21 protein-coding genes and 1 pseudogene are annotated in these 21,464 nt (G+C 37.1%); 5 read left to right on the plus strand and 17 right to left on the minus strand.

Annotation, left to right across the window (positions count from 1 at the left end; genetic code table 11):
* Positions 1–760 precede the first annotated feature (760 nt).
* A complete protein-coding gene (locus BG04_RS23865; protein ID WP_034651899.1) occupies positions 761–1,696 on the plus strand; it encodes a 3'-5' exonuclease in 936 nt (311 codons plus the stop codon).
* On the opposite strand, the gene BG04_RS23870 is transcribed toward BG04_RS23865, so the two are convergent.
* The 3 genes from BG04_RS23870 to gad form a co-directional block, all read right to left on the minus strand.
* Positions 1,682–2,011 carry a hypothetical protein gene (locus BG04_RS23870; protein WP_034651898.1) on the minus strand — a complete coding sequence of 110 codons (330 nt, stop codon included), beginning with the start codon at positions 2,009–2,011 and terminating at the stop codon, positions 1,682–1,684. The genes BG04_RS23865 and BG04_RS23870 overlap by 15 nt on opposite strands.
* Before the next feature lie 184 nt (positions 2,012–2,195).
* The gene (locus tag BG04_RS23875; protein WP_034651896.1) at positions 2,196–3,209 is read right to left on the minus strand and encodes a hypothetical protein; all 1,014 of its coding nucleotides are present in this window, start codon (positions 3,207–3,209) and stop codon (positions 2,196–2,198) included.
* A 214-nt stretch (positions 3,210–3,423) separates the two neighbouring features.
* Entirely contained in the window at positions 3,424–4,827 is a 1,404-nt protein-coding gene (gene gad / locus BG04_RS23880) for a glutamate decarboxylase (protein WP_034651894.1), read from the minus strand.
* A 224-nt stretch (positions 4,828–5,051) separates the two neighbouring features.
* Here gad and BG04_RS23885 point away from each other — a divergent pair, with 224 nt between their 5' ends.
* The gene (locus tag BG04_RS23885) at positions 5,052–5,573 is read left to right on the plus strand and encodes an LURP-one-related family protein (RefSeq protein WP_034651892.1); all 522 of its coding nucleotides are present in this window, start codon (positions 5,052–5,054) and stop codon (positions 5,571–5,573) included.
* 59 nt (positions 5,574–5,632) lie between these two features.
* On the opposite strand, the gene BG04_RS23890 is transcribed toward BG04_RS23885, so the two are convergent.
* The 10 genes and pseudogenes from BG04_RS23890 to BG04_RS23935 all read right to left on the minus strand — a co-directional run bounded on the left by BG04_RS23890 (position 5,633) and on the right by BG04_RS23935 (position 15,492).
* Positions 5,633–5,944: a hypothetical protein gene (locus BG04_RS23890; protein ID WP_034651890.1), complete on the minus strand. Its 312-nt coding sequence runs from the start codon at positions 5,942–5,944 to the stop codon at positions 5,633–5,635.
* Between the two features lie 131 nt (positions 5,945–6,075).
* A pseudogene (locus BG04_RS23895) lies at positions 6,076–8,036 on the minus strand (GTP-binding protein).
* A gap of 116 nt (positions 8,037–8,152) precedes the next feature.
* On the minus strand, positions 8,153–8,335 hold the full coding sequence (locus BG04_RS23900) for a hypothetical protein (RefSeq protein WP_230586613.1): 183 nt from the start codon (positions 8,333–8,335) through the stop codon (positions 8,153–8,155).
* Between the two features lie 436 nt (positions 8,336–8,771).
* On the minus strand, positions 8,772–9,566 hold the full coding sequence (locus tag BG04_RS23905) for a formate/nitrite transporter family protein (RefSeq protein ID WP_034651885.1): 795 nt from the start codon (positions 9,564–9,566) through the stop codon (positions 8,772–8,774).
* A gap of 188 nt (positions 9,567–9,754) precedes the next feature.
* Positions 9,755–10,099: a Na-translocating system protein MpsC family protein gene (locus BG04_RS23910; protein WP_034651882.1), complete on the minus strand. Its 345-nt coding sequence runs from the start codon at positions 10,097–10,099 to the stop codon at positions 9,755–9,757.
* Positions 10,100–10,497: 398 nt separating this feature from the next.
* Complete coding sequence (locus tag BG04_RS23915) at positions 10,498–10,689, minus strand: hypothetical protein (RefSeq protein ID WP_016764232.1); 192 nt, start codon at positions 10,687–10,689, stop codon at positions 10,498–10,500.
* Between the two features lie 411 nt (positions 10,690–11,100).
* Positions 11,101–11,664, minus strand: a complete 564-nt coding sequence (locus tag BG04_RS23925; protein WP_034651876.1) for an MFS transporter — start codon at positions 11,662–11,664, stop codon at positions 11,101–11,103.
* The gene (locus tag BG04_RS23930) at positions 11,661–13,097 is read right to left on the minus strand and encodes an FAD-binding oxidoreductase (RefSeq protein ID WP_170943799.1); all 1,437 of its coding nucleotides are present in this window, start codon (positions 13,095–13,097) and stop codon (positions 11,661–11,663) included. The genes BG04_RS23925 and BG04_RS23930 overlap by 4 nt, the downstream gene beginning before the upstream one ends.
* A gap of 197 nt (positions 13,098–13,294) precedes the next feature.
* On the minus strand, positions 13,295–13,435 hold the full coding sequence (locus BG04_RS30650; RefSeq protein WP_016764236.1) for a hypothetical protein: 141 nt from the start codon (positions 13,433–13,435) through the stop codon (positions 13,295–13,297).
* Positions 13,436–13,509: 74 nt separating this feature from the next.
* A complete protein-coding gene (locus BG04_RS23935; protein ID WP_034651871.1) occupies positions 13,510–15,492 on the minus strand; it encodes a methyl-accepting chemotaxis protein in 1,983 nt (660 codons plus the stop codon).
* A gap of 149 nt (positions 15,493–15,641) precedes the next feature.
* On the opposite strand from BG04_RS23935, the gene BG04_RS23940 reads away from it, so the two are divergent.
* Complete coding sequence (locus BG04_RS23940; RefSeq protein WP_014459961.1) at positions 15,642–15,866, plus strand: hypothetical protein; 225 nt, start codon at positions 15,642–15,644, stop codon at positions 15,864–15,866.
* Between the two features lie 29 nt (positions 15,867–15,895).
* On the opposite strand, the gene BG04_RS23945 is transcribed toward BG04_RS23940, so the two are convergent.
* Positions 15,896–16,396 carry a metallophosphoesterase family protein gene (locus BG04_RS23945; RefSeq protein WP_034651868.1) on the minus strand — a complete coding sequence of 167 codons (501 nt, stop codon included), beginning with the start codon at positions 16,394–16,396 and terminating at the stop codon, positions 15,896–15,898.
* A 155-nt stretch (positions 16,397–16,551) separates the two neighbouring features.
* Between BG04_RS23945 and BG04_RS23950 the strand changes: the two genes are divergently transcribed.
* Together BG04_RS23950 and BG04_RS23955 are read left to right on the plus strand one after the other, a co-directional pair.
* Positions 16,552–16,851 carry a hypothetical protein gene (locus tag BG04_RS23950; protein WP_013083290.1) on the plus strand — a complete coding sequence of 100 codons (300 nt, stop codon included), beginning with the start codon at positions 16,552–16,554 and terminating at the stop codon, positions 16,849–16,851.
* Between the two features lie 148 nt (positions 16,852–16,999).
* The gene (locus tag BG04_RS23955) at positions 17,000–18,109 is read left to right on the plus strand and encodes a metallophosphoesterase (protein ID WP_016764239.1); all 1,110 of its coding nucleotides are present in this window, start codon (positions 17,000–17,002) and stop codon (positions 18,107–18,109) included.
* Between the two features lie 20 nt (positions 18,110–18,129).
* Here BG04_RS23955 and mug read toward each other — a convergent pair whose 3' ends face one another.
* The 3 genes from mug to BG04_RS23970 all read right to left on the minus strand — a co-directional run bounded on the left by mug (position 18,130) and on the right by BG04_RS23970 (position 21,446).
* Positions 18,130–18,642: a G/U mismatch-specific DNA glycosylase gene (gene mug, locus BG04_RS23960; RefSeq protein WP_016764240.1), complete on the minus strand. Its 513-nt coding sequence runs from the start codon at positions 18,640–18,642 to the stop codon at positions 18,130–18,132.
* Positions 18,643–18,710: 68 nt separating this feature from the next.
* Positions 18,711–20,048 carry a coiled-coil domain-containing protein gene (locus BG04_RS23965; RefSeq protein ID WP_016764241.1) on the minus strand — a complete coding sequence of 446 codons (1,338 nt, stop codon included), beginning with the start codon at positions 20,046–20,048 and terminating at the stop codon, positions 18,711–18,713.
* 588 nt (positions 20,049–20,636) lie between these two features.
* Positions 20,637–21,446 (minus strand): uroporphyrinogen-III synthase, encoded by an 810-nt coding sequence (locus tag BG04_RS23970; RefSeq protein ID WP_034651866.1) that lies wholly within the window; start codon positions 21,444–21,446, stop codon positions 20,637–20,639.
* Positions 21,447–21,464 lie beyond the last annotated feature (18 nt).

Here is a 21,464-nt window from a genome sequence, read left to right on the forward strand (position 1 = left end):
ATTTATTTTTCAAAATCTATAAATATAAATCGAACTGATCAAACTTAAAAACAATCTGGTGAAATCAATATGCATTCTATAAAATCATATCCGCATTTGTTCTAATTGAACAAACATTGCTGATAATTAGTTTAGTGAGTTAAATCATATAAACACAAACCCTATCTCATTTTCGAATTCCGTCTCACTATCATAAGTATACTTTTTAAATGAGACAGAATTCACGTTTTATCTATTGGTTCCTAGAATATATATTATGTAAACTAGAAAAAGAAATAAAATCATTGAGGTCTCCCTTACTCTTAGATCTTTGGAATACATATCACCTATTGCGTTGTCTTGGTTACTCGTTTGCTTTATGGCTTTATCAAGACTTCCTATAAGAAAATAATCACTCACTTGATTTGGATGACCTTTTTAAGTGTACGTCGTTTTGTGCAGAATTAAGTAATTAATCATCGAGTTAAGCCTAGAACGTTACAACGCCGTATATCAAGCTACTTAGTCAATATCGTTTAGAAGAAAATTATATGAAGTCAGACTTCACTGCTGACATCCAAGCGCCAAAATCAGACAAAAAGCTTCCTGTTTATATGTCCCTCCAAGAGCTTCAAAAACTTTTCCGCTACCTAGAAGCTGATAAGCGCCCCCTAGCCTTTTGAAATAATTCATTGTTATTCTCAACGTTTGGAATTTATTAGTTCTTCCTCTTTCGCCGCTCTTCCCTTATAATAACCTGTTAGAGAGAGGAGCATAGAATATGGCAGATGTAAAACAATTTATCTTTTTTGATTTTGAAATGCTGTGTTCAAACAAAGGAATGCCGTTTGAAGATATGGAAGCAATTCGGCTCGGCGCGGTGAAGTACAATATCGAGACAGAAGACATTGAGTTTTTTGACCGTTATATTCAACCTACAAAACGGGTGTCCTTAAGCCGCTTTTGCACAGAGTTAACCGGCATTAAAGATACTGATTTAGTCGGTGCAAGTAATTTTAAAAATGTTTTTGAAGACTTTTTAACCTGGATTGGTGGAATTAAAAAATCCCGTTTTTTCTCTTGGTCTACCAGCGATTTATCTCGTTTAAAAATAGATGCGGTAAAGCACGAAATCTCTCTTGCTACTATAAAGAAAATAGAACAGCGTTATGTTGATTTTCAAGCAATTTTTACAAAGCGTGTTTCTAAAAATAACGTATCAGTAGAAAATGGGTTAGCTTTATATAATTTGCAGTTTGAGGGTAAAAAGCACAATCCGATGTATGATGCGTATAACACTCTTCGTATATACCTAAGCTTTTTGAACGAACCAGTGCAGTCTGATTTCATTATGATAAAGCAATTTATTCTGGAAGAAGTACCGCAGAACATTAAAGAAATAAATGCAGTGCTTAGAAAGGCAATACAAAAAGACCTCCACATATTTGCGGAAGAATTAAATGAAATGTATAAAATGAAAGATGCGGTAAAAATTATAAAGAGAACTCAAAGAATCGTTAAAAAATACGAAAATATTCTTATCAATCGCTCTGGTTTGTTTTCGGAGGAAAATAGTTTTTATGTCGGTCTTTTAGTGGATTTTTATCATAATTTGCTGCTTTGTTATAATGAACATCTCGAATACTCATCGAAAATTATCATTTTAGATGAAAGCACTCTATATCCTTTAAACCAGCTTTCTTTAAAGAGAGGATGAAAATCCGTTCTCTTTGGTACATAATTTAGCTCTTTCCTTATCCCCTTCATTCCATAAACTCTCAAGAACAGAATCATCATATTCAGAACCTAAGTATTCTAAATAACCATGATCTTGATATTCAATTGCTAAAAATAGTAAATCGATATTGGAAGTAGTGTCTGTTCCAACCGTTACTAGTAAAGCACCTTTTCCAGATACGTTCACCTTATAAAAATCTATATCAAGAGTATCTTCGAATTGCCCAAATGTTACTCTCTCGTTTAGCAGTGTATCTACTATTTTGAAATCATTATTAGGCTCACTTTCATACATTGGCTGACCACTGCTGCCCTTAATACTTGTACTTGATGCATTAAATTTTGATGTTTAGTTTTATAATGCACTTTCTCTTTACAAAAGTGAATGAACTATAACAGGAATTAAAACCTCAAAAGTATAATAGCTGCTTTTGAGGTTTTGTATCGCTCTTTTTATGTTTAATTAACAGCTTATTTTATTAGTAACCGTCTACCGTAACATCAGTAATTGCCCCATCACTAGGACTTACTTGATACCAACCTTGTGTAGCTGTATGTTCTTCTCCTGTTTCTTCATTATCCACAACATTTTCATAAACATGGATAATATAGTTTCCTGAATCGTCAACGTGATCATATGCTACAAGGAGAGGTGAATCTTCAGATATGCCTTGCTGATCACGAACTAGCTGGATAGCTTGCTCTTGGGAAACTGTTTGTTCGGCTGGTTCCTCTTCCTCAAGGGCTTCTGTATCTTCTTCTTGCTCTGATTCCGATTCTGTTTGCGCCTCATCTTCTAAAAAAGCTTCAGCCTCAGCTTCTTCCTCATCCGATTTTGCCTGAGCTTCCTCTTCCTCCTGTTTCTTCTTCTCTTCTTCTGCTAAACGTTCTTCCTCCGCTTTGCGATCTGCTTCTGCCTGAGCTACAGCTTCTGCATCAGCTTTGGCCTGCGCCTCTTCTTCTTTTTGTCGGTCTTCTTCTAGCTGCGCATAGTAATCATCTAATTCCTTTTCCATTTGCTGCTGTTCAAGGTCTGATAATTGCTTTTGTTGTTCTTGTATTTGGTTTTGAAGCAAAGCAATTTGTTCTTCTGAAGCATTATCAACAAAATTGATGTTTTCTACATAATCACCACTGGCGTCAAAATTAACTTCCATCATACAAAAAACATTTTGCTCTTGATTAATGCCATAGTAAATATACTGATTGTCACCTACTTGGATATACTGATAACCATTCATTACGTTTAATAAGTAATCGCGATCAGCTTCTTTAGAATTAACTGCTTTTTTAATTGTGGATGCTTTTGTTTGTAATGTATTCGGCGATGATTCTTTTACAGCCGTTTTATTGCCATTTTCTTTCGTATGAACCGCTGTTGATTTCTCTGTAGGCTCTTCTTTTTGCGATACAGTTTCACTGGTCTCATCGCTACAGGCTGCTAGCAATATAGCTAACAGTGGAATACCAAAAGCAACTTTTAACATTTTCATAGACTATTATCCGCTTTTTTTATCTTTTTTTAGGTTTTAAGCAATTCTAAAGAACTATAAAAACCTTAGGGGTTATTATACCAAAATTAAGAAAATATAAGAATGTTTTCTTGTGTTGTTTATGGAATTTTTTGAAAAAAATATCTTTTTATGCATAAAAAAACACAAAGCCATGCAATTTTTTATAACACGGTTTTGTGTTTTCGTAACAGAGTTAATGATGAAATCCATTGTCGTATTTCGTGTCTTTAAGAACAGGTCTATCCAACGAGTTAAGAAATTCAACGGCTTGTTTGAAATTAACCATAAATAAATGAGCAAGGTCCCTTGAAAATCCATTTCTAACGACAATGCGCATGATTGTTATTTCTTCCATGTCTGCAGGCAGCGGATAAGCAGGAACTTGCCATCCATACGTACGCAGTTGTCTAGACAAATCATAAAGCGTCCAGTTTGGCGTATATCCTTCTTTCAGTTTCCAAGCAAGAACCGGGATATCTGAACCATCAGCAAGAATTTCGAATGCTTCCATTTCTCCAATTTCTTTGCTGAGAAACAGCGCGTTTTCTTGAGAGGTTTTTTGCACAGCATAATAGCCGTCTTTACCTAAACGCAAGAAATTGTAGTACTGTAAAAGAACTTGTGCTCCTGGTCTAGAGAAGTTGAGCGCGAAAGTTGGCATGTTGCCTCCTAAATAAGAAACGCGGAAAATAAGATCTTCAGGCAAGTCCTCTTTTTCTCTCCAAATCACCCATCCCAAGCCAGGATAAACTAAACCATACTTGTGTCCTGACACGTTAATGGACTTTACTCGAGGCAAGCGGAAATCCCAGATGAGGTCTGGTTGAAGAAATGGAGCGATAAAACCTCCAGAAGCGGCATCTACATGAATAGGAATATCCAACCCTGTTTTTTCCTGTAACTCATCTAATACTTTTGCGATAGCAGCAATTGGTTCGTAAACTCCTGTATACGTCACTCCAAGAATCGGTACGACGCCAATTGTATTTTCGTCAACCGCATTAATGACGCCTTCTGCATCTAAATAAGGATGATCTGGATTAATGTTCACATAACGAGGTTCTACGTCCCAATAGTTTGCGAACTTCTCCCACACCACTTGAACGGATGAACTAAATACAATGTTCGGGCGGTCCGTTGATAGCCCTTTACTTTTACGCAGTTTCTGCCAGCGTCTTTTTAAAGCCAGTCCGCCAAGCATACATGCTTCAGATGAACCTGTAGTAGAAACGCCCATCGTTGTATCAGGATTAGGTGAATTCCACAAATCCGCTAAAATACGTACACATCTCTCTTCAATAGCCGCTGTCTGCGGATACTCGTCTTTATCGATCATATTTTTATCAAAAGATTCTCCGTACAAACGCTTTGCATCAGGCTCCATCCACGTAGTAACAAACGTAGCTAAATTTAAACGGGCATTTCCGTCTAAAGCAATTTCATCATGAATGATTTGATAAGCTGTTTCTGGAAGCATACCTTGATCACTGATACGCAGCCTTGGAATCGTCACTTCTCCTTGTCGAGAAAAAAGTGGATTAACAGGAAATTCATCAGGTAAATTTTTTTGTTCACGATGCGGATGCCATTGAGGCATAAAGTATCATCTCCTTATGTATATCTAACAAACTGCTTTACGTTCACCTGGTGTTATAACAAGCAGGTCTCCTTTACACATTATGAGCTTTGAAGACTATTTTCATTCTTTCCATTATCCGCAGCACATAAGGGTGATCTTTATTTAGTGATACTCATAAAAATCTGCTTGGCACAACTCAAAGGGTGGAAAATATGGTAATATATTCTAAAGGAGGTTTTTAAATGGAGAAACAAGGGATTATCTTGCAAGACAAGTTTTTCGAGTTAGGTGAATCTCCTATTTATAATGAATCACAAGACGTCATTGGAAATGTCGCATATAAGTTATCTATTGCTAATAAATTTGAGATTTTAAAGGACGAAGAAATTATATTTACAGGTAAATCTAAAATGTTTGCCCTTATGCCGAAGCTGATTATTTCTGATCACCACGGAAATGAAGTTGGCATGATTCAGCGAAAATTTACTTTTTTAAAAAAGAAGTATCTTTATATCAGAAACGATGGCGATACATATGAAATTACGGGGAATATAACAGATCGCAAATTCGACGTTTTGCGTTCCGGCGTTCCTGTTATTCAAGTCCGCACACTCTCTTCTTTTCTGTCATTACGTCCCCACACGTTTGCTTTAGAATTTCTCGAACCTGATCTCGATAAGTGGGAAGGAATTGCGGTTATACAAGGCGTAAGGATGATGGTGAAAGACGAAAACAGCAGTACAGCTACTGCTCCGGCTCAATAGTGGTTATATGATATAAAAAAACGAACAAACTTTATATTGAAGTTTGTTCGTTTTTTTAATTAAGGGCCAAATACTAATGTACCGATAACATGGTAGCTAATTGGTACAAGAAACAAGATGATATTTAAAATAATCGCCCATAGACAGAGCTTGTCTTTTTTTATAAAAAAACCAATAATTGCAGGAACAATCATGAGCGGAACTAAAAAGATAGGTGCGATAATAGGCAGTCCTTGAAGCTTTTCGGCCGCAATAAGCCCTGTGAAAAAGTTAAGGATCAATAAAGTATTAATAATGACATATAAAAGTGAAATTCCTCCAAGAACCCCGCCTATTATCCCGCTTTTAGTTGTTTTAACAGTAGCATCCACGTTTCTATCACCTCTTTTTTAGAAATATAAGTAAACTATACTATAATATGGATTTTATTGTAAAGGTATAGAGAAAAAAACTGATAAAAACCCATTACGAAAAAGCACTGTAGCAATCGCTACAGTGCTTTTTATAAACAGTGCATTTTTTCTTCTGCTTCTTTCCAAGGAACCGTATAGCCCTGTCCTTTTGCGCAAAAGACGGACGATGAACTGTATTCGGGATCCGCCTCTTTATTGTAGCGGATTTGTTCAATCACTTCTGCTTCATTATGACAGCGTTCATGCCCTCCGAATAATAGAGACATCGCTCCTTTTCCATGCGTAAAAGATGCTAGCGTCGAACCGTAGGTCATAAAAGTAGCAACAGGAGCTTTTCCTGTAATAATCGCTTTATTTTCGGTTGTTACAGGAGAATCAAAGCGACCGTGTGCACTTTGAACATCAGCTAATACTCTTCCCATTTGATCAATATCTACTTTAATTTTAAAGTCATAATACGGTTCTAGCACAATATTTTCTGCTTTTTCTAACCCTTGTCGCAGTGCACGGTACGTTGCTTCTCTAAAATCTCCTCCGCTTGTATGCTTGTTGTGAGCTCGTCCAGTGCATAATGTCACTTTTATATCAGTAATAGGTGAACCTGTCAGCAAACCATGATGCGGCTTTTCAAATATATGCTGACGGACTAGATTTTGATACCCCACGGATAAATCCTCGGCGTGACAAGCATTTTCAAAAGTAATTCCGCTGTTTCGTTCCGCTGCTTCTATTTTCAAATGAACTTCTGCATAGTGTTTCAACGGTTCAAAATGCCCGTAGCCCATCACTGTATTTTGAATGGATTCTTTGTACAAAATTTCTGGTTCTTCAAACTGTACATTTATATTAAAACGTTCTTTTATCAGTTTTTCGAGGACTTCAAGCTGAATTGCTCCCATCACATGAATATGAAGCTCTTGAGTCCTTTCTTCCCACGTTACATGTAAAGAAGGGTCTTCAGCATCTAATAATTGAAAAATTTTAATTCCTTCTTTTGGATGAACAGAAGGCTCAAAAACAACTTTTGATTTTAACGTAGGCAAAAGTTCGTAGGAGCGGCTTTCTTTTAATGTTCCAAGACCGTCTCCAATCGATGCTGAAGACAACCCTGTAACCGCAAAAAGTTCGCCTGCTGAACCTTCATTTACGTTTTTAAATGTGCTTCCGTTATAAGCACGAATTTGAGTGATTTTTTCTTCGTATAGATCTCCTTTTTTTCATAAGCCACTTCATCACGCACTTGTAACTTCCCGCTCAGAGCTTTGATAAACGTGATGCGCATGCCATTTTCATCGTGCCGAATTTTATATACACGACCTGAAAATGCTTCTTCCTGCGAGTAGCGAGTTTCTGTTAACAAATCAACCTTCTCTAAAAATTCTTTAATACCGAAGTCTTGTAAAGCTGAACCACTGGCACACGGGAAAAGCTGATTGGTTTGAATAAGCTTTTGCATAGCCGCTCTCCAATAAGCTTGAGCATTCTTGCCTTCCATAAATGCATCTAAAAGCTCTTCATCTTTTTCAGCTATAAATTCAATAAGTTCCTCACTTAACGAGCCATCTATAAGCTCTGACGTTATGTCAAAAACATCGGAGGTTAAGTTATATTTAATATCGTTTATAACACGTTCAGGATCTGCTCCTACACGATCGATTTTATTGATAAAAAAGAATACGGGCACACGATGTTTTTGAAGCAGCTGCCAAACAGTTTCTGTATGGCCTTCGACTCCTTCTACTGCACTTAAGATAACAATCGCATAGTCCATCACTTGAATAGAACGTTCCATTTCAGGTGAAAAATCGACGTGGCCCGGTGTATCAATTAAATAGTAAGTAGAACCGTTATATGAAAAAGTTCCTTGATCGGCAAATACCGTAATCCCTCGTTCTTTTTCAATCGTATGGGTATCAAGAAAGGAATCTTTGTGGTCGACTCTTCCTCGTTGTTTAATACTTTTGGTATGATAAAGAAGCTGTTCGGAAAACGTTGTCTTTCCTGCATCGACATGCGCTACGATACCGATCGTTTTGTTAGATTGTTTCATTGTTAAATACCACCTTACTGCTGTATGTATAGCTGTTACTTTCTATTTTATAATAATCGCAAGAAAAAGTGGACGACAAAGGCCTAGAACTGCTCACATCAAAAAAGAATGCGTGATTAAACATCGCATTCCCTTTTTGTACGGCGTTTAGTATCTTTTTTGCCTTTTGCTATAAAAATAGCTGCTATAAGGCACCCAATTCCAGCTAAATGCAGGATGTTATTACCCGTCGCGCCTAGACTGTTAATAGTCAACCCAACTAAAATGCTGCCAAATATAATCAATAAAACAGCAAACATGAACTTCAATTTCTTCACTCTCCGTTAGTAAGTTATTAAATATGATTTGCATACGGATCATATAAACCAGTAAGTAATACTAGACTTGCTGATAAAATCAATGTTCCTACGATTAACCAACTGTTGCTACATACCTTTTTTCCCTTTTTGCGTAAAAACATTCCTAATATAAGAAATAGTAGTGCGACAGATAGTAGAATCAATCCTATACCAATATTCAATATTTCTTTCTCTCCCTTGTACATGTATTCATTACTATCTAGTTAACCATAATATTATTATGAAAATAAAAAGCGAACTTGAACTTTTACCGAACTTAATTGTTTTATATGTTATCATACATAAATTGTTAAAAATACATTTTTCACCTTTCTCTATTAGAAAAAACAGCCTCTTGACTAAGAGACTGTTTTTAATGACGACTGATAAAACCTGATTAAGAAGCTTTTTTTAATTGTTCTTTTTGTTTCTGTTGATAAGAAGAAAAATAAATAAGGCCTACAAATACAGCTCCTCCTATCATATTTCCGATAAAGGTAGGAACAATATTTGTCATAAAATCAATCCATGTAAAGTGACCTGCAAAAATAGCGGCGGGAATAATAAACATATTGGCTACAACGTGCTGCAAGCCAATCGCAACAAATGCCATGATCGGAAACCAAATACCAAGAATTTTCCCCGTAACATCGTCAGCGCCGTATGAAAGCCAAATAGCTAAACATACAAGCCAGTTACAGCCCACAGCAGAAATAAGCGTTTTAAAAAATGAGTCATCAATTTTAGCTTGAGCAATTGCTACCGTTTTATCTAAAAAAGGCCCCGTTTCTGTTAACCCGACAATATGTCCAAAGAAATACGCAATAAATACGGCTCCTAAAAAGTTAGCAAGCGTGACCCAAAACCAGTTATGAAACAAGTGACGAAGTGAAATTTTTCTTGCATACAGAGCAATGGAAACAGACATCATATTCCCTGTAATAAGCTCAGCTCCCCCGAGCACAACCAGCATAAGACCTACAGGAAAGACGACCCCTCCTAAAAGATTCGATAAACTTCCCCATTCAACTGGTAAATTACCAATGACGCGCACATCTAGTAAAAAACCAAGCGCAATAAAAGCTCCTCCTAAAAACCCAAGCATAAGAATAGAAGAAAGGGACAGCTTAGTTTTTGAAACCCCCGCTTCTAAAGCGATGTTTAACATTTTATCCGGCTTGTGAAATGCCATAAAACTCCTCCTTAACTAAAAAAGGCAGCACTCAAAAACACCTTTTACACAAGGTTTTTGAATGCTGCCTAATAATCCTGCACTTTCTTTACAGTATATCAGTCATCATTATCTATAATAAAATCAAATAAAAAACAAGCAGATCCTACTTCTCTTTCATTTAATTAAATTATGTATTTTACGTTGTTTTATTGAATATTGGTTTCAAACACAAACACAGAAACAGCGATATCTTCTTCCACTTTGATATCAGAAAATAAGTACTCCAGCTTAGCTCCTAACAAGTCTTCAAGCCCTTCTGGAGGAGATGCAGCATAAAGGTTTTGAATAAGCTTCGTTCTTGCCATATGTACCGTCTCTTTACCTTCGGTTGTTCTCGCGATAAATTGTTCAGCTGGCGTTAAGTTGCCGTACAAAGTTGAAATAGCCATATTTTGAACAAATACAGTATGAATTCGTTCTGGACCTTTTCCAAAAAGTTTTTTGCGCAGCTTTCGGATAATATCATTAAAATCATGTATTTTCTTAGACACTGGTGTATGCCTCCGCTTATCTCGAGTATGTCTCCCCTGCTCATTCAAGTTTTCAACTAAGAATAAGTTACATTATACATGACGACGTTTACATTGTATACAATGTATCTGTTTTATCCCCGTTAATCCAAACAATCGCAAAACCATTACAAAATGATAAAAAAAATCCTCCACTTATTAAAGTGAAGGATTACCTTTATATCTCTACTTAAAGGTTACAAATGGATTCTCAGTTATTAAAGAAATAACTAAGAACTTTGACAAAATAGTATGTCAAAATAGTCAAGTGGTATGTTTGTACCAGTAGTTAATGCTATCACGTTAAAGTCATGGAATCCAATTAGTTTACTTTCATAATACTTTATTTAATTTAAATATTCTTTTTTGATAGGAAACCCTTAATCTTCATCACGATCTGCTCTAAATTCATCATCAGATAATGAATTTAATTGGTGGCTAAGCTTTTCGTAGTTATCTTGTTTCTGGTTTTGTTGTATATCATTAGATATAGGAGCTTCACTAGAAACAGTAGACTTTTTTCTAGTCTCTTCGCCTCCGCTAACTCCAAACCCAACATTGTTATCTGTCATGGGATTCACCTCTTTAACTGTTATTATGGAGAATTGCTCTAAAAAAATAACAGGAAACAAAAGGGATTCCCACTTAGCTAATAGCGGTCCAAGCTTCCTTACTTACACCAAATCGTATTTATATAAGGAAATGACCTGCTCTAACCCCATAGGCAATACCAACAAAAAAACTTGCTATACCTAGTGTTTGACTTTTACATACATACTTTATAGTTAAGCCTGGAATCAGACCCCATATAATGATGAAAATAGCGAACGATACTATAATAGAAGACCATGCACCTTGCCCTGATATACTTATACCTTGCATAAACGTTTCTCCTTTCAGTCCTTATATCGGGAGAACATAAATTTTTTATAGTATCTTATAATACGAACTAAAAAATTCAAGTGACCTGTCCATATATGCTTTTACAGCGAATGGTGGCGTTCAAGCTCGATTGTTTTTGGTTTTTGCCATATTAATACCCCTGCCGCTACATACATAAACGAAGTGATGTAAAAAAGGCTGCCGATTGTAAGAAAATCAATGATATACCCTGTTGCAATTACGGCTAAAGCTGCCCATATAGAGGTCCATAAATGATAGTGTCCTACTTGTTTTCCCCTATGAGCACGATCTGTCTGCCTAGATAACGCTATTTTTTCTGCTGTTTTTTGAAGAGCTCCAAGTAGCCCCATTATAATTTGAACTATATACACCTGCGTGATCGTTGTTAAAACAGGAATAATAATCATAACAACTGCCATCCCAAACGTATATAAAAGAAGCAAGCGCTTTTCTCCTACCCTATCACTCCATGAACCGATTAAAGGGTGACTCAAAGCTGCGGTTAAAGCGAAAATTCCGTAAGCTAAGCCAAATTGTGAATAACTATCGCCAAGATTTCGAAGCAGCAAAAGGTAAAAAGGAAAAACAATACTGCTTGCGGTAATCATCAGGCTTTGTGAGTGTAAGAGTTGTTTGTACGTCATTTTCCATACTCCTTATAAAATAAATTAACGAACGTTTCGTTCCAATCATATTTTCTTTTCAAATTAAAAAAGGCGGTTGTATGAGGGTAAGCCTCTTTTAATTGCTTCTTGCTTGGGTAGCCGTAATAAGGCAAGTAATAGCTTCCCTGATGCTGCAGCGTCACATCCACCATTTTTCTGACAACTCTTTGTGTATCAGCCATCCCTTGATGGTCTTTTTTCTGGTTAATAAGTAAAACGAGAGCAAACATATCGTCTTTTGCATAAGACATGACTGCTTTATTGTCTTTTTCTACATAGCGAACAGTAATGTTCAGTAAATTTAATTTCTCTGTTGCTAACACTTCGCGTAAATCATCGATGTAAGAAGCAAATTCATCAACCGGAACGAAGTATTCCTGTAAAACTTCCGTCCGGCTAACACTTTCGTATTCCATAAAATCACTTTCAGAACGCATAACATTATTTCTTGTTTCAAGCCGGCCATTTTGTCTTAAGAAATAAGCCTTTTGTGTTTCCCACAGCATATCTTTTCCCCAGTCACTGTAACGAGACAGCCCTAGCATAAATTTAGGAAGCGCCACTATTTTCTCTGTCTTGAGCGGTTCGTTTACAGTAGAAGTATTTTGAGAAGATAAACGGTAGTTTGTGACGTACATATCTGTTAGCAATTGATTAGGAGAAACAGAAATACGCGCCATATGCATACGAACGTCAGAGTTATGCTGTACGTAGTTTTTAAAATACGCTGTATACTGCCTATAATCTAAGCGAATAATTTCATCTTCATACCATTCATCGTCCGTCAAACGAAGCGTCACATCTAAAATGACCCCAAATAACCCGTAGCCTCCGTTTACTAAAGAAAACAGCTCAGGGTGTTTTGTCCGGCTAATTTCGATAATAGACCCGTCGGCCTGCAGGAGACGCATAGATTTTATCGTATCCATTAAAGAACCGTATCGAATATCTCTGCCGTGTACGTTCACGCTGATAGAACCTCCAACGGTAAAAATATTTTGTGATTGCATAACCTGAAGAGCAAGACCGTCTTTATGTATATATTGCTGAATATCATTCCACGTTGTCCCGCTTTGAACCGTAATTTCTTTTTGACGGGGCTTGTAATCTATAATTTTATTGTACTGCTTCATATCAAGTAAAATAGCATTTGGATAGTACGTCTGCCCTCCTTGACTGTGCTGCATGCCTGCAATCGCTATTTTTTCATGATGCTGTGAAGCGGTTTTCACCCAATCTTTTATCTGTTTTTCAGTTGTTCCACGCTTTATTTCTTTGACTTTTGTAGGAAGAAGCCGAGCAACATCCCCCGTTACAGGACGGCTTTGCTGCTGTTTATAAATATGATAGGAGGCATATGAACCTACTAGATAAAAAGATAAAAAAGTTCCTAACAACACGTTTTTCTTCATCACAAACTGTAAGCTCCTTTCTTTATTTCTGTGAAATTATACCATATTAAAAGTGAAATAACACTAATAAAGTGTAATTTTACACTTTATTAGTGTTATTTTGAGAAAGTATATGAAGAAAACTTGTAATTTAATGTATCTTAACCTTATTGAAACAAAAAAAGAAAAGACCTAGCGTCTTTTCTTTTTTTGTTTCTTTATTTTTCAGCTTCGTATGCAACTAAAGCTACTCTTTTTCCTAACGTTTGTTGAAACTGCTCTTCTAGCTGTTTAAGCTTCGCATGCATATCATCGTTAATTGAAGCTGGCTCAAAGGTCATTTTTGTTTGCTCCATCATACTGTCACCTCTTTCATGTGTGTATGTTCTACTTTTTCCAATATAAAAGAGGTCTATGACGATTTGACGAAAGTTTACAAATTAAATTTGCTAATGAGCGCTGTTAATTGTTCTGCCATTTGAGACAGAGATTGTGCGGAAACAGCAATTTCCTCCATTGAAGCCAGCTGTTCTTCAGTTGATGCGGCCACTTCTTCAGATGTAGCTGCATTTCCTTTAGCAAGGATCGCCATTTCACCTGCTGTACGAGCCACTTCTTCAACCGCTGCTGAAATTTGCTGAGCAGTCGCAGCCACTTCTTCTACTTGCGGAGTCGTTTCATTCATGCTGCTTAGAATTTGTTCGAATTTTTGAATAGCCGTTTGTGAAATTGTTCGTCCTTCTTCAACTTTGTTTGTAACTTGCTCCATTGTATGTACAGATTCCTGAGTATCTTGTTGAATAGCTTGAATAAGCTCAGAAATTTGAGACGCGGACACTTGGGATTGTTCTGCCAGCTTTCTCACTTCCGCTGCTACAACGGAAAATCCTTTTCCCTGTTCTCCAGCTCGTGCCGCTTCGATTGCAGCATTTAAGGCTAGTAAATTTGTTTGAGCAGCAATGCCGCTGATTACTTCTAAAATGGTTCCAACTTCTTTTGAACGTTGAAACAAAGTACGAATTGTTGTATTAGACAGGTCGACGGATTGATAAATGGATTCCATTTGTTCGACCGTTTCTCTCACGGCTTTTCCGCCTTCTACAGCTTCAGACGTTGTGTGGTTTGATAGCTTAGAAACAATTTCTGTACGCTGAGCAATGGTAGAAACTCCTTGCACAATCTCATCTAAAGAAGCTGCATTTTGGTCAATAACAGCCGTTTGTTTTTCTGCACTAGAAGCCACTTCTTGTATTGCAACCGATACTTGTTCAGTCGCAGCGCTCGTTTGCTGTGAACTGGCCGTTAGCTCTTCTGAAGAAGCAGCCACTTGTTCTGCACTCGTTTCAACATTTTGAATTAATGTGCGAAGGTTGTTTTGCATCTGACTAAAAGCATACCCTAACTCACCGATTTCATCCTTTGAATTGACGGTAATCGCTGTTGTCAAATCTCCTTCACTAACGCTTAGAGCCTGATTCTTAAGCTGTTTAAGCGGTTTAATAATCGATTGCAACACCACGAAAATGGTAAGACTCCCGATTATCAGACAAGCTAAAATAATAAATAGTGTTTTGTAAAAAATAGGCTGTGCTGCTTCACTCACTTCTGATGAATACATAGTGCCTGCAACTTTCCAGTTCGTTGTTTTATTTGTTGTAAAGACCATCTTTTTTTCATCGCCGTTAAAAGTGTATTCAAAGGATCCGGAGCTCTTTACATAAAGCTTGTCAAAAAGAGAATCTGTTGCTTTTGTACCTGCTTTTTCCGTAGGGTGAACAATATATTTTCTTTCTCCATCTAAAAGAAATGGATATCCTTTTTCTCCGATTTTTACTTTGCTGACAGCTTTATTGATGCGGCTTATATCTAAATTCAAAGCAATAACCCCTGTGCCATCCGCCGTTGTTTTTGCTACAGTAATAACGGTCTGACCTGTAGAGGCTGATGGATAAGGTTCAGTGACAACTGTTTTTCCTTTGTTTTGCATGGCTAACTTGTACCAATCTCGTTTTCTGGGATCATAGCCTGCTTGTGTCACTTTTTTAGGCGCTTGAATAAACTTCCCCTGCTGATTTCCTGTAAAAATGCTGACGGCTTCTGGATGAAGCGAAGCATATAAGTTAAAATCTTTGCTTAAAGTAGCCATATCTTTTTCATTGTAGCGCTCGTTGTTTACCACTGATGCAAAAAACTCTACATCATGAATTTTTGGTCCAATGGTATCGTCAATCACTGAATTAATGGACTGTACATTTTGCTGTGCTGTGTTAATAATTTGGTTTTCAATTTCATGTTTCGCTGTTATGTAAGCTGATACACCTATCGTAACAGATGGCACTAATAAGATCGCTGCAAATGCTAGCACCAGCTTTGTCTTAAAGTTATTAAGGGACCTTTTTTTTCTTGCTCTCTCCATGCTATGTAGCCTCTCTCTCCGTAGTTAAAAGTGATCGTGCACTTTCTTTCTATCGGCAAGACTTCATATTCGTTTAGTCATCGAGTGTATACATAATTAACAATGGGTGTGAAAAGATAAGAGTACGATAAAAAAAGTAGGTGAATTTAATGGAAGAAAGTAAAAACAGCAAGTCTTTTTCAATGTTTGAAACAGAAAAGGTTCAGCGCGGGGAAGAAAAAGATATTTTTAATATCTATAAAGAAGGAGTAAAAATTGCAGAAGTAAGAGGAACGGATCCTCAAACTCAGCAGGTTATTCCAATGCATGACTTAAACGACTATGAAGAAAATAAGCTTCACGAATATATCGCTCATTTAGACCACACAACGTAAACGGACTAAAACAAGAGCCCTCTCTTGTTTTAGTCTTTAGAATCATAAAAAATATGTTCAAAACGCAGCGTGTTTTTTTGTATGTACAGAACCCCAAACGAAAATTGCTTTTCACGCCGCTTGTCAGTAGCGGAACCTGGATTAAACAACGTAATATCACCAATTTGTTTATGAACAGGAATGTGAGAATGACCAAAAATTACTGCGTCGACTTGTTGATGTTCAAATGTGATAAGCGCACGTTTTTCAGTTGTTTTTCCTTTGCCATGACCGTGGACTACGCCAATCGTAACACCGTCAAACGGAAGAAGTAATGAAGTTGGAAGTACTTGTTGAAGCTCTTCACTGTCTACATTTCCAATCACGCCGTGTACAGGAGCAAACACGCGCAGGTCATTGTAGACATCTATCGTTTGAAAGTCTCCCGTATGAATAATCGCATCAGCTGTTTTCAGTTCGGCTAGGAGTCTTTTCGGAAGATGTTTCGCTCTTTTTGGAATATGAGTATCACCTAAAATAACAATCTTCATTCACGATACGCTCCTTTTTCATTCAATATGGTGTAGTGTATCGTATTAAGTTGAGATGAAGCAACTTTATACGAGCGTCAGGCAAAAAATTTCTCTTTTTCGTTTAAGTTTGCGAAAATACGTTACATACCAAGTTACAGAATGGAGTTTTCAAAATGGAAGTAAAAATTAATCGAAACGCAGCAAAAGTGTTAAAAAATGCCTTGGCTAGCCCAGAAGGTCAAGGAAAAATGATTCGTGTATATGTAACTATAGATCACGGTGATCACGCGCATTATGATTGGAAATTCGATACGCCGACTGAACATGATGAAATCGTAAAAACAGATAAAGATATCGATATCGTTTTAGATAAACGCGAGAAATTTTTAGAAGGCGTATGGATTCAATATTTCCACGTTCCAGAGCCTGAGTTTGTGATTAGCAGCCTTCACCACGCGCATCACCATCATTAATACAAAAAACACACCTTGTTTTATAGGTGTGTTTTTTCGTTTGTAGGACAAGCAAAAATTTTATTGATGAGAAGAAGAGATAAAATTTTGTTGAAGCAATAAAAATGAGCTATAGTGGAATTATGGATGAAAGAAAAGAGGTTAGCGTATGAAAGTAAGTGTGTTAGCAAGGTCTATTTTAGTTGTTATTTTATATAATTTATTCGTTTTGTACATCGGATGGAACGCTTGGGTGTGGCTTCACACAATGTTTGAAGTAGAAAACAAATGGATTCTTACGTTGATCGTTGTCTTTTTTGCTTATTCCTTTATCATCAGTCGTGCGTTTCAACAAGTGAGCATATTTAAAATTGTGGGATCGTACTGGTTAGGATTTATTCAATATTCGGTTCTTTTGCTTCCTATAAGTAATCTAGCCGTATATATTCTTACTCTTCTAGGCGCTTCGCTTTCTACAGCTATCGATTCAATCGGATTTTTCATAATTGTCGCTTTTTTATTCATTTTTGCTTACGGTACGTATAATGCTTACAGTCCTGTGGTAAGAAAATACACGATTTCGCTTGCTAAAAAGACGAATCGGAAAAACCTTCGCATTGCTGTAGCATCTGATATGCACTTTGGCACATTGTCGGGCAAAAAACACTTGCAGCGGTTAATCACTCATGTACAAAAGATACAGCCGGATCTTATTTTACTTCCTGGAGATATTATTGACGATGATCCCCACGTATTCTTTAAAAAAGAAATGGATTATATGATGAAACAGCTCAGAGCGCCTTTAGGCACATATGGAATTTTGGGAAACCATGAGTATTATGGCGGGAAGATTCCTCAGTTTGTGGAAAGAATGAAAGAAATAAACATTCCTATTTTAATGGATGAAGTGGTAAACATAGGTGATAGCTTGTATTTAATAGGAAGAAAAGACAAGACGGATAAAAACCGAGACAGCTTTTTCGATTTAGCGAGTGAAACGGATCGTTCTCTACCTGTCATTGCAATGGATCATCAGCCGCTTTCTTTAAAAGAAGCGGAACAAGCAGGCGTAGATTTACTTCTATGCGGTCATACTCACAGAGGGCAAATGGCACCTAATCATTTAATCACAAAGCGGTTATTTGAAATTGATTGGGGCTACAAGCAAACTAATCAACTGCATACCATTGTCTCTTCGGGATTTGGCTTTTGGGGTCCTCCGCTTCGAATCGGGAGCCGATCAGAAATTATTCAAATTGATATTTCGTTTACAAAATAGAGAAAGCCCTAGGGCTTTCTCTATTTTAATGTACGCAGCAGATTGGGAAGCTCTGCATAAATGGCGACTACTTCATCTACTTTCATTCGAACGAGCCCGCTTGAAGACGGGGCAACAAAATCCATTATTCCTGATACCATCGATTCTTCTTGTTTACCCCACTTTACTTGCTTGCGCCCGCTGTACTGCTGATAGACACCTTTTCCAACAAAACAAACGATTTTAGGCGTATATGTAGCTATTTTTTTCTTTAAAATTTCTCTGCCTTCTGCATATTCTTCTTTTGTAATCTCATCAGCTGCCTTTGTAGGACGCTCTACAATATTGGTTAAACCGTATCCTAGCTGTAACAGCGAGTGATCTTCCTCGGAATGGTATTTACGCTCTGTTAAACCTGCTTTATGAAGAATCGTCCAAAAACGATTAGTTGGGTTCGCAAAATGATGACCCGTTTCGCCGGAACGGATGCTTGGATTAAAACCAACAAATAAAATATCTAAGTCGGGCTGTATATGATCAAAAATAGAGTTCATAGTCATACGCTCCTTACAATGTAAAAAGAAAACATCCAATTTGAATGTTTTCTTTTTACTATACCCTATTAAATACGAACTACGCGTCCGTTGAATTTTTGTTTCCAGTAGCCGCTGCTCATGTTTGCAATTGCAACACCTGTTGAGCTTTGAGCACCGATGAACTTGCCGCCTCCTACATAAATACCAACGTGGCCGTCTTTTTTATATGTATCGAAGAAAACAAGATCGCCAGGCTGCATTTGACTGGAAGACACCTGCGTTCCAGCATGCTTTAACGTTTCTGTGCTTACAGATCCAAGAGGTCCAAGGTTAACACCTACTTGAGAATATGCCCAGTGTACAAATGACGAGCAGTCAAATAAACCGTGGTTAATATCAGATTGACTTCGTCCTCCGCCAAATACGTACGCAGAGTTTCCAATCCAGCGGTTTCCTACCGTTACAACATTGCTAGCTTTTGGAGCCGGAGCGCTTGTAGGTGCAACATCATTGCTGCTTGCTTTTGGTGCTGCTTTAGGAGAAGGCGAATCGGCTTTTTCTGATGGTGCCGCCGCTGCTTTTTGGGCTTGTTCGGCTGCTTTCTTAGCTGCCTCTTTAGCCGCTTGTTCAGCTGCTTTTCTTGCTGCTTCTTCCGCCGCTTTTTGATCTTTAATATTTTGTTCAAGCGTAGACTGTTCATTCGCAAGAGAGCTGTCTTTTGATTGTAGAGAAGCTTTTAGTTCTTCATTTTTTGCTTCTTTATCTTTTAGTTCTTTTGCCAACGCATCTTTTTGTTTCTTTTGAGCTGCCAGCTGGACAGTCATTTCATCCAGTTCTGCCTTCATATCTTCTAAGCTAGCAAGCTTAGATTTAACATCTGCTTGTTTTGTTTTTAGTTCGTCTTGCATATTTTTAGTTTCTGTTAAAATACCGCGGTCTGCATCTACAATAGTCGAAACAGCTAGCGCGCGGTCTACAAAATCACCAAAACTTGAAGAACCAAGTAAAACTTGTAAATACTCTACGTTACCGCCGCTTTCTTGCATGGAACGTGCACGATCTTTTAAAATATCATTTCGCTTTTCAAGTTTTTCTTGAAGCAGCTTAATTTCTTTTTCAAGCTGGTCTACTTGTTTAGACGTTTCTTTAATATCCGCTTCTGTTTTTTGGGCTTTTTTATTATTTTCTTCTTCTGCTAATGTTAATCGCTCAAGCTGTGCTTTCATTTGATCTTGTTCTGCTTGAAGGCGTGTTAATTCATCAGAAGCTGCTTTGATGTTAGATTGCACATCTTGGCGCTGATTTTGAATTTGAGATTTTTGTGATTCCATATCCTGAATGGTAGAGGCATATGCTGGGGTTGATAAAACTCCTCCTAAACCTAATAAAACCGTTGTATTAAGTAAAAGCATTTTCTTTTTCAATATGAATTCCTCCGCTTTCTCGCTCTGTTAAACTAGTAATTTCTAATTATGTATCAATATGTATAAAAGTCTTACAATTTATGTAAAGTTCACTGTATTTGTCGATAAATAGCTAAATATGCTAATGAAAATCTACGAAAATTATACCACGATAAGCGTTCAAAAAAAGAATAACAATATTACAATTGTATTTCAGTAATGTAACATTTAACGCTTGTGTACATATTCACTTCTTACCTGCAAAAATATACCTTTATTTACCCATCAAAATAAACAATCTACTAGACTTTACATAGCACTGTTTTTAACCTCTGGAAGTAGGTGATTACCATTTTTAAAGCTGGACGAATGTAAGTTATGCCTAAAGTGAACGTAACAACTCTTTAACATATTCGTCTATTTTTACCCTTTATCTTCCATTTTTACAATATTTGAAAATGATTTCCTGGAATAATAATAAATTTATTTCTATTCGATATTTGAAGAAGTTCAAAAAGAGGGCAATAGGCAATTTCAAAACAATATTCGACAAGATATGAATGAAGTCATACAAAAAACCTTCTCGCTGTGAGGCGAGAAGGTTTTTTGTTAATCACGCTGCTGATAATAGTGTTCTAAAGCTACAATTGCGCTTCCCATTCGCTCTTGATCAGGAATAACAATACGATCTACTCCTTCTTCTTTTAAAGCAGCAGCGGTTACTTTCCCAACGGCCACAGCTACTACAGAGCTTTCGAAGAGTTCTCGAATTCGATCAGCTTGCCCATATTCTCTCGCAAACGAAAATAAAAATCGGGCTTGGGGAGCACTTGTGAAATTAACTGCATCGATTTTCCCGCTTATTAGTTCGTTTATAAGCTGTTCCATGACTTCTGCTTTTGGAGGAATATGCTGATACGGTAAAATCTCTTTAAATTGGGCTTTTTGATTCGAAAGAAAGTCAATCAATCTTGGTGCAGGATCTCCGTGAAGCTGAAGCGCTACATGCTTTTCTTCAAAAGAAAACGAATGAAGCGCTCTGACGAGTCCTGCGGTACTTCCATCATCATCTCGAACGGTTGGAGTAACGCCTAGCTTTTTTAACATATTTACGGTTTTATACCCGCGTGCAGCAATATTAGCTGCTTGTAAAGAAGAAAGGAATTCGTCGGCCAGCCCTAGCTTATCTGCCGTTTTATAAAGAATTTCTGTACCGACGCCTGTCGTGAAAATAAACCAATCATAATTTCCTTTTACCAGTTCTTTAATATCTGCCTCTAAGTGTGTGTCATCTAAAAGAATGGTTCCTTGCGCAGGTCGTACAAGCGGGGTTCCGCCAAGATTTTTAACAATTTTACTGATTTCTTCTACTTTACGCTGACCTACGAGTGCGACTGTTTTTCCTTCTAATCGTTTCAATGGTCTACCTCCATTTTT

The sequence above is a fragment of the Priestia megaterium NBRC 15308 = ATCC 14581 genome, assembly GCF_000832985.1.
Lineage (GTDB): Bacteria > Bacillota > Bacilli > Bacillales > Bacillaceae_H > Priestia > Priestia megaterium.

Bases quoted from the DNA above. Each gene is read 5' to 3' on its own strand.
- BG04_RS23940 (WP_014459961.1), top strand. From the start codon at position 15,642: ATGGAAGAAAGTAAAAACAGCAAGTCTTTTTCAATGTTTGAAACAGAA.
- gad (WP_034651894.1), bottom strand. From the start codon at position 4,827: ATGCCTCAATGGCATCCGCATCGTGAACAAAAAAATTTACCTGATGAA.
- BG04_RS23900 (WP_230586613.1), bottom strand. From the start codon at position 8,335: ATGTTTGCTGTTTTATTGATTATATTTGGCAGCATTTTAGTTGGGTTG.
- BG04_RS23875 (WP_034651896.1), bottom strand. From the start codon at position 3,209: ATGAAAATGTTAAAAGTTGCTTTTGGTATTCCACTGTTAGCTATATTG.
- mug (WP_016764240.1), bottom strand. From the start codon at position 18,642: ATGAACTCTATTTTTGATCATATACAGCCCGACTTAGATATTTTATTT.
- BG04_RS23955 (WP_016764239.1), top strand. From the start codon at position 17,000: ATGAAAGTAAGTGTGTTAGCAAGGTCTATTTTAGTTGTTATTTTATAT.
- BG04_RS30650 (WP_016764236.1), bottom strand. From the start codon at position 13,435: ATGATGGAGCAAACAAAAATGACCTTTGAGCCAGCTTCAATTAACGAT.
- BG04_RS23945 (WP_034651868.1), bottom strand. From the start codon at position 16,396: ATGAAGATTGTTATTTTAGGTGATACTCATATTCCAAAAAGAGCGAAA.
- BG04_RS23915 (WP_016764232.1), bottom strand. From the start codon at position 10,689: ATGACAGATAACAATGTTGGGTTTGGAGTTAGCGGAGGCGAAGAGACT.
- BG04_RS23935 (WP_034651871.1), bottom strand. From the start codon at position 15,492: ATGGAGAGAGCAAGAAAAAAAAGGTCCCTTAATAACTTTAAGACAAAG.
- BG04_RS23885 (WP_034651892.1), top strand. From the start codon at position 5,052: ATGGAGAAACAAGGGATTATCTTGCAAGACAAGTTTTTCGAGTTAGGT.
- BG04_RS23905 (WP_034651885.1), bottom strand. From the start codon at position 9,566: ATGGCATTTCACAAGCCGGATAAAATGTTAAACATCGCTTTAGAAGCG.
- BG04_RS23865 (WP_034651899.1), top strand. From the start codon at position 761: ATGGCAGATGTAAAACAATTTATCTTTTTTGATTTTGAAATGCTGTGT.
- BG04_RS23930 (WP_170943799.1), bottom strand. From the start codon at position 13,097: ATGAAGAAAAACGTGTTGTTAGGAACTTTTTTATCTTTTTATCTAGTA.
- BG04_RS23870 (WP_034651898.1), bottom strand. From the start codon at position 2,011: ATGTATGAAAGTGAGCCTAATAATGATTTCAAAATAGTAGATACACTG.
- BG04_RS23925 (WP_034651876.1), bottom strand. From the start codon at position 11,664: ATGACGTACAAACAACTCTTACACTCACAAAGCCTGATGATTACCGCA.
- BG04_RS23950 (WP_013083290.1), top strand. From the start codon at position 16,552: ATGGAAGTAAAAATTAATCGAAACGCAGCAAAAGTGTTAAAAAATGCC.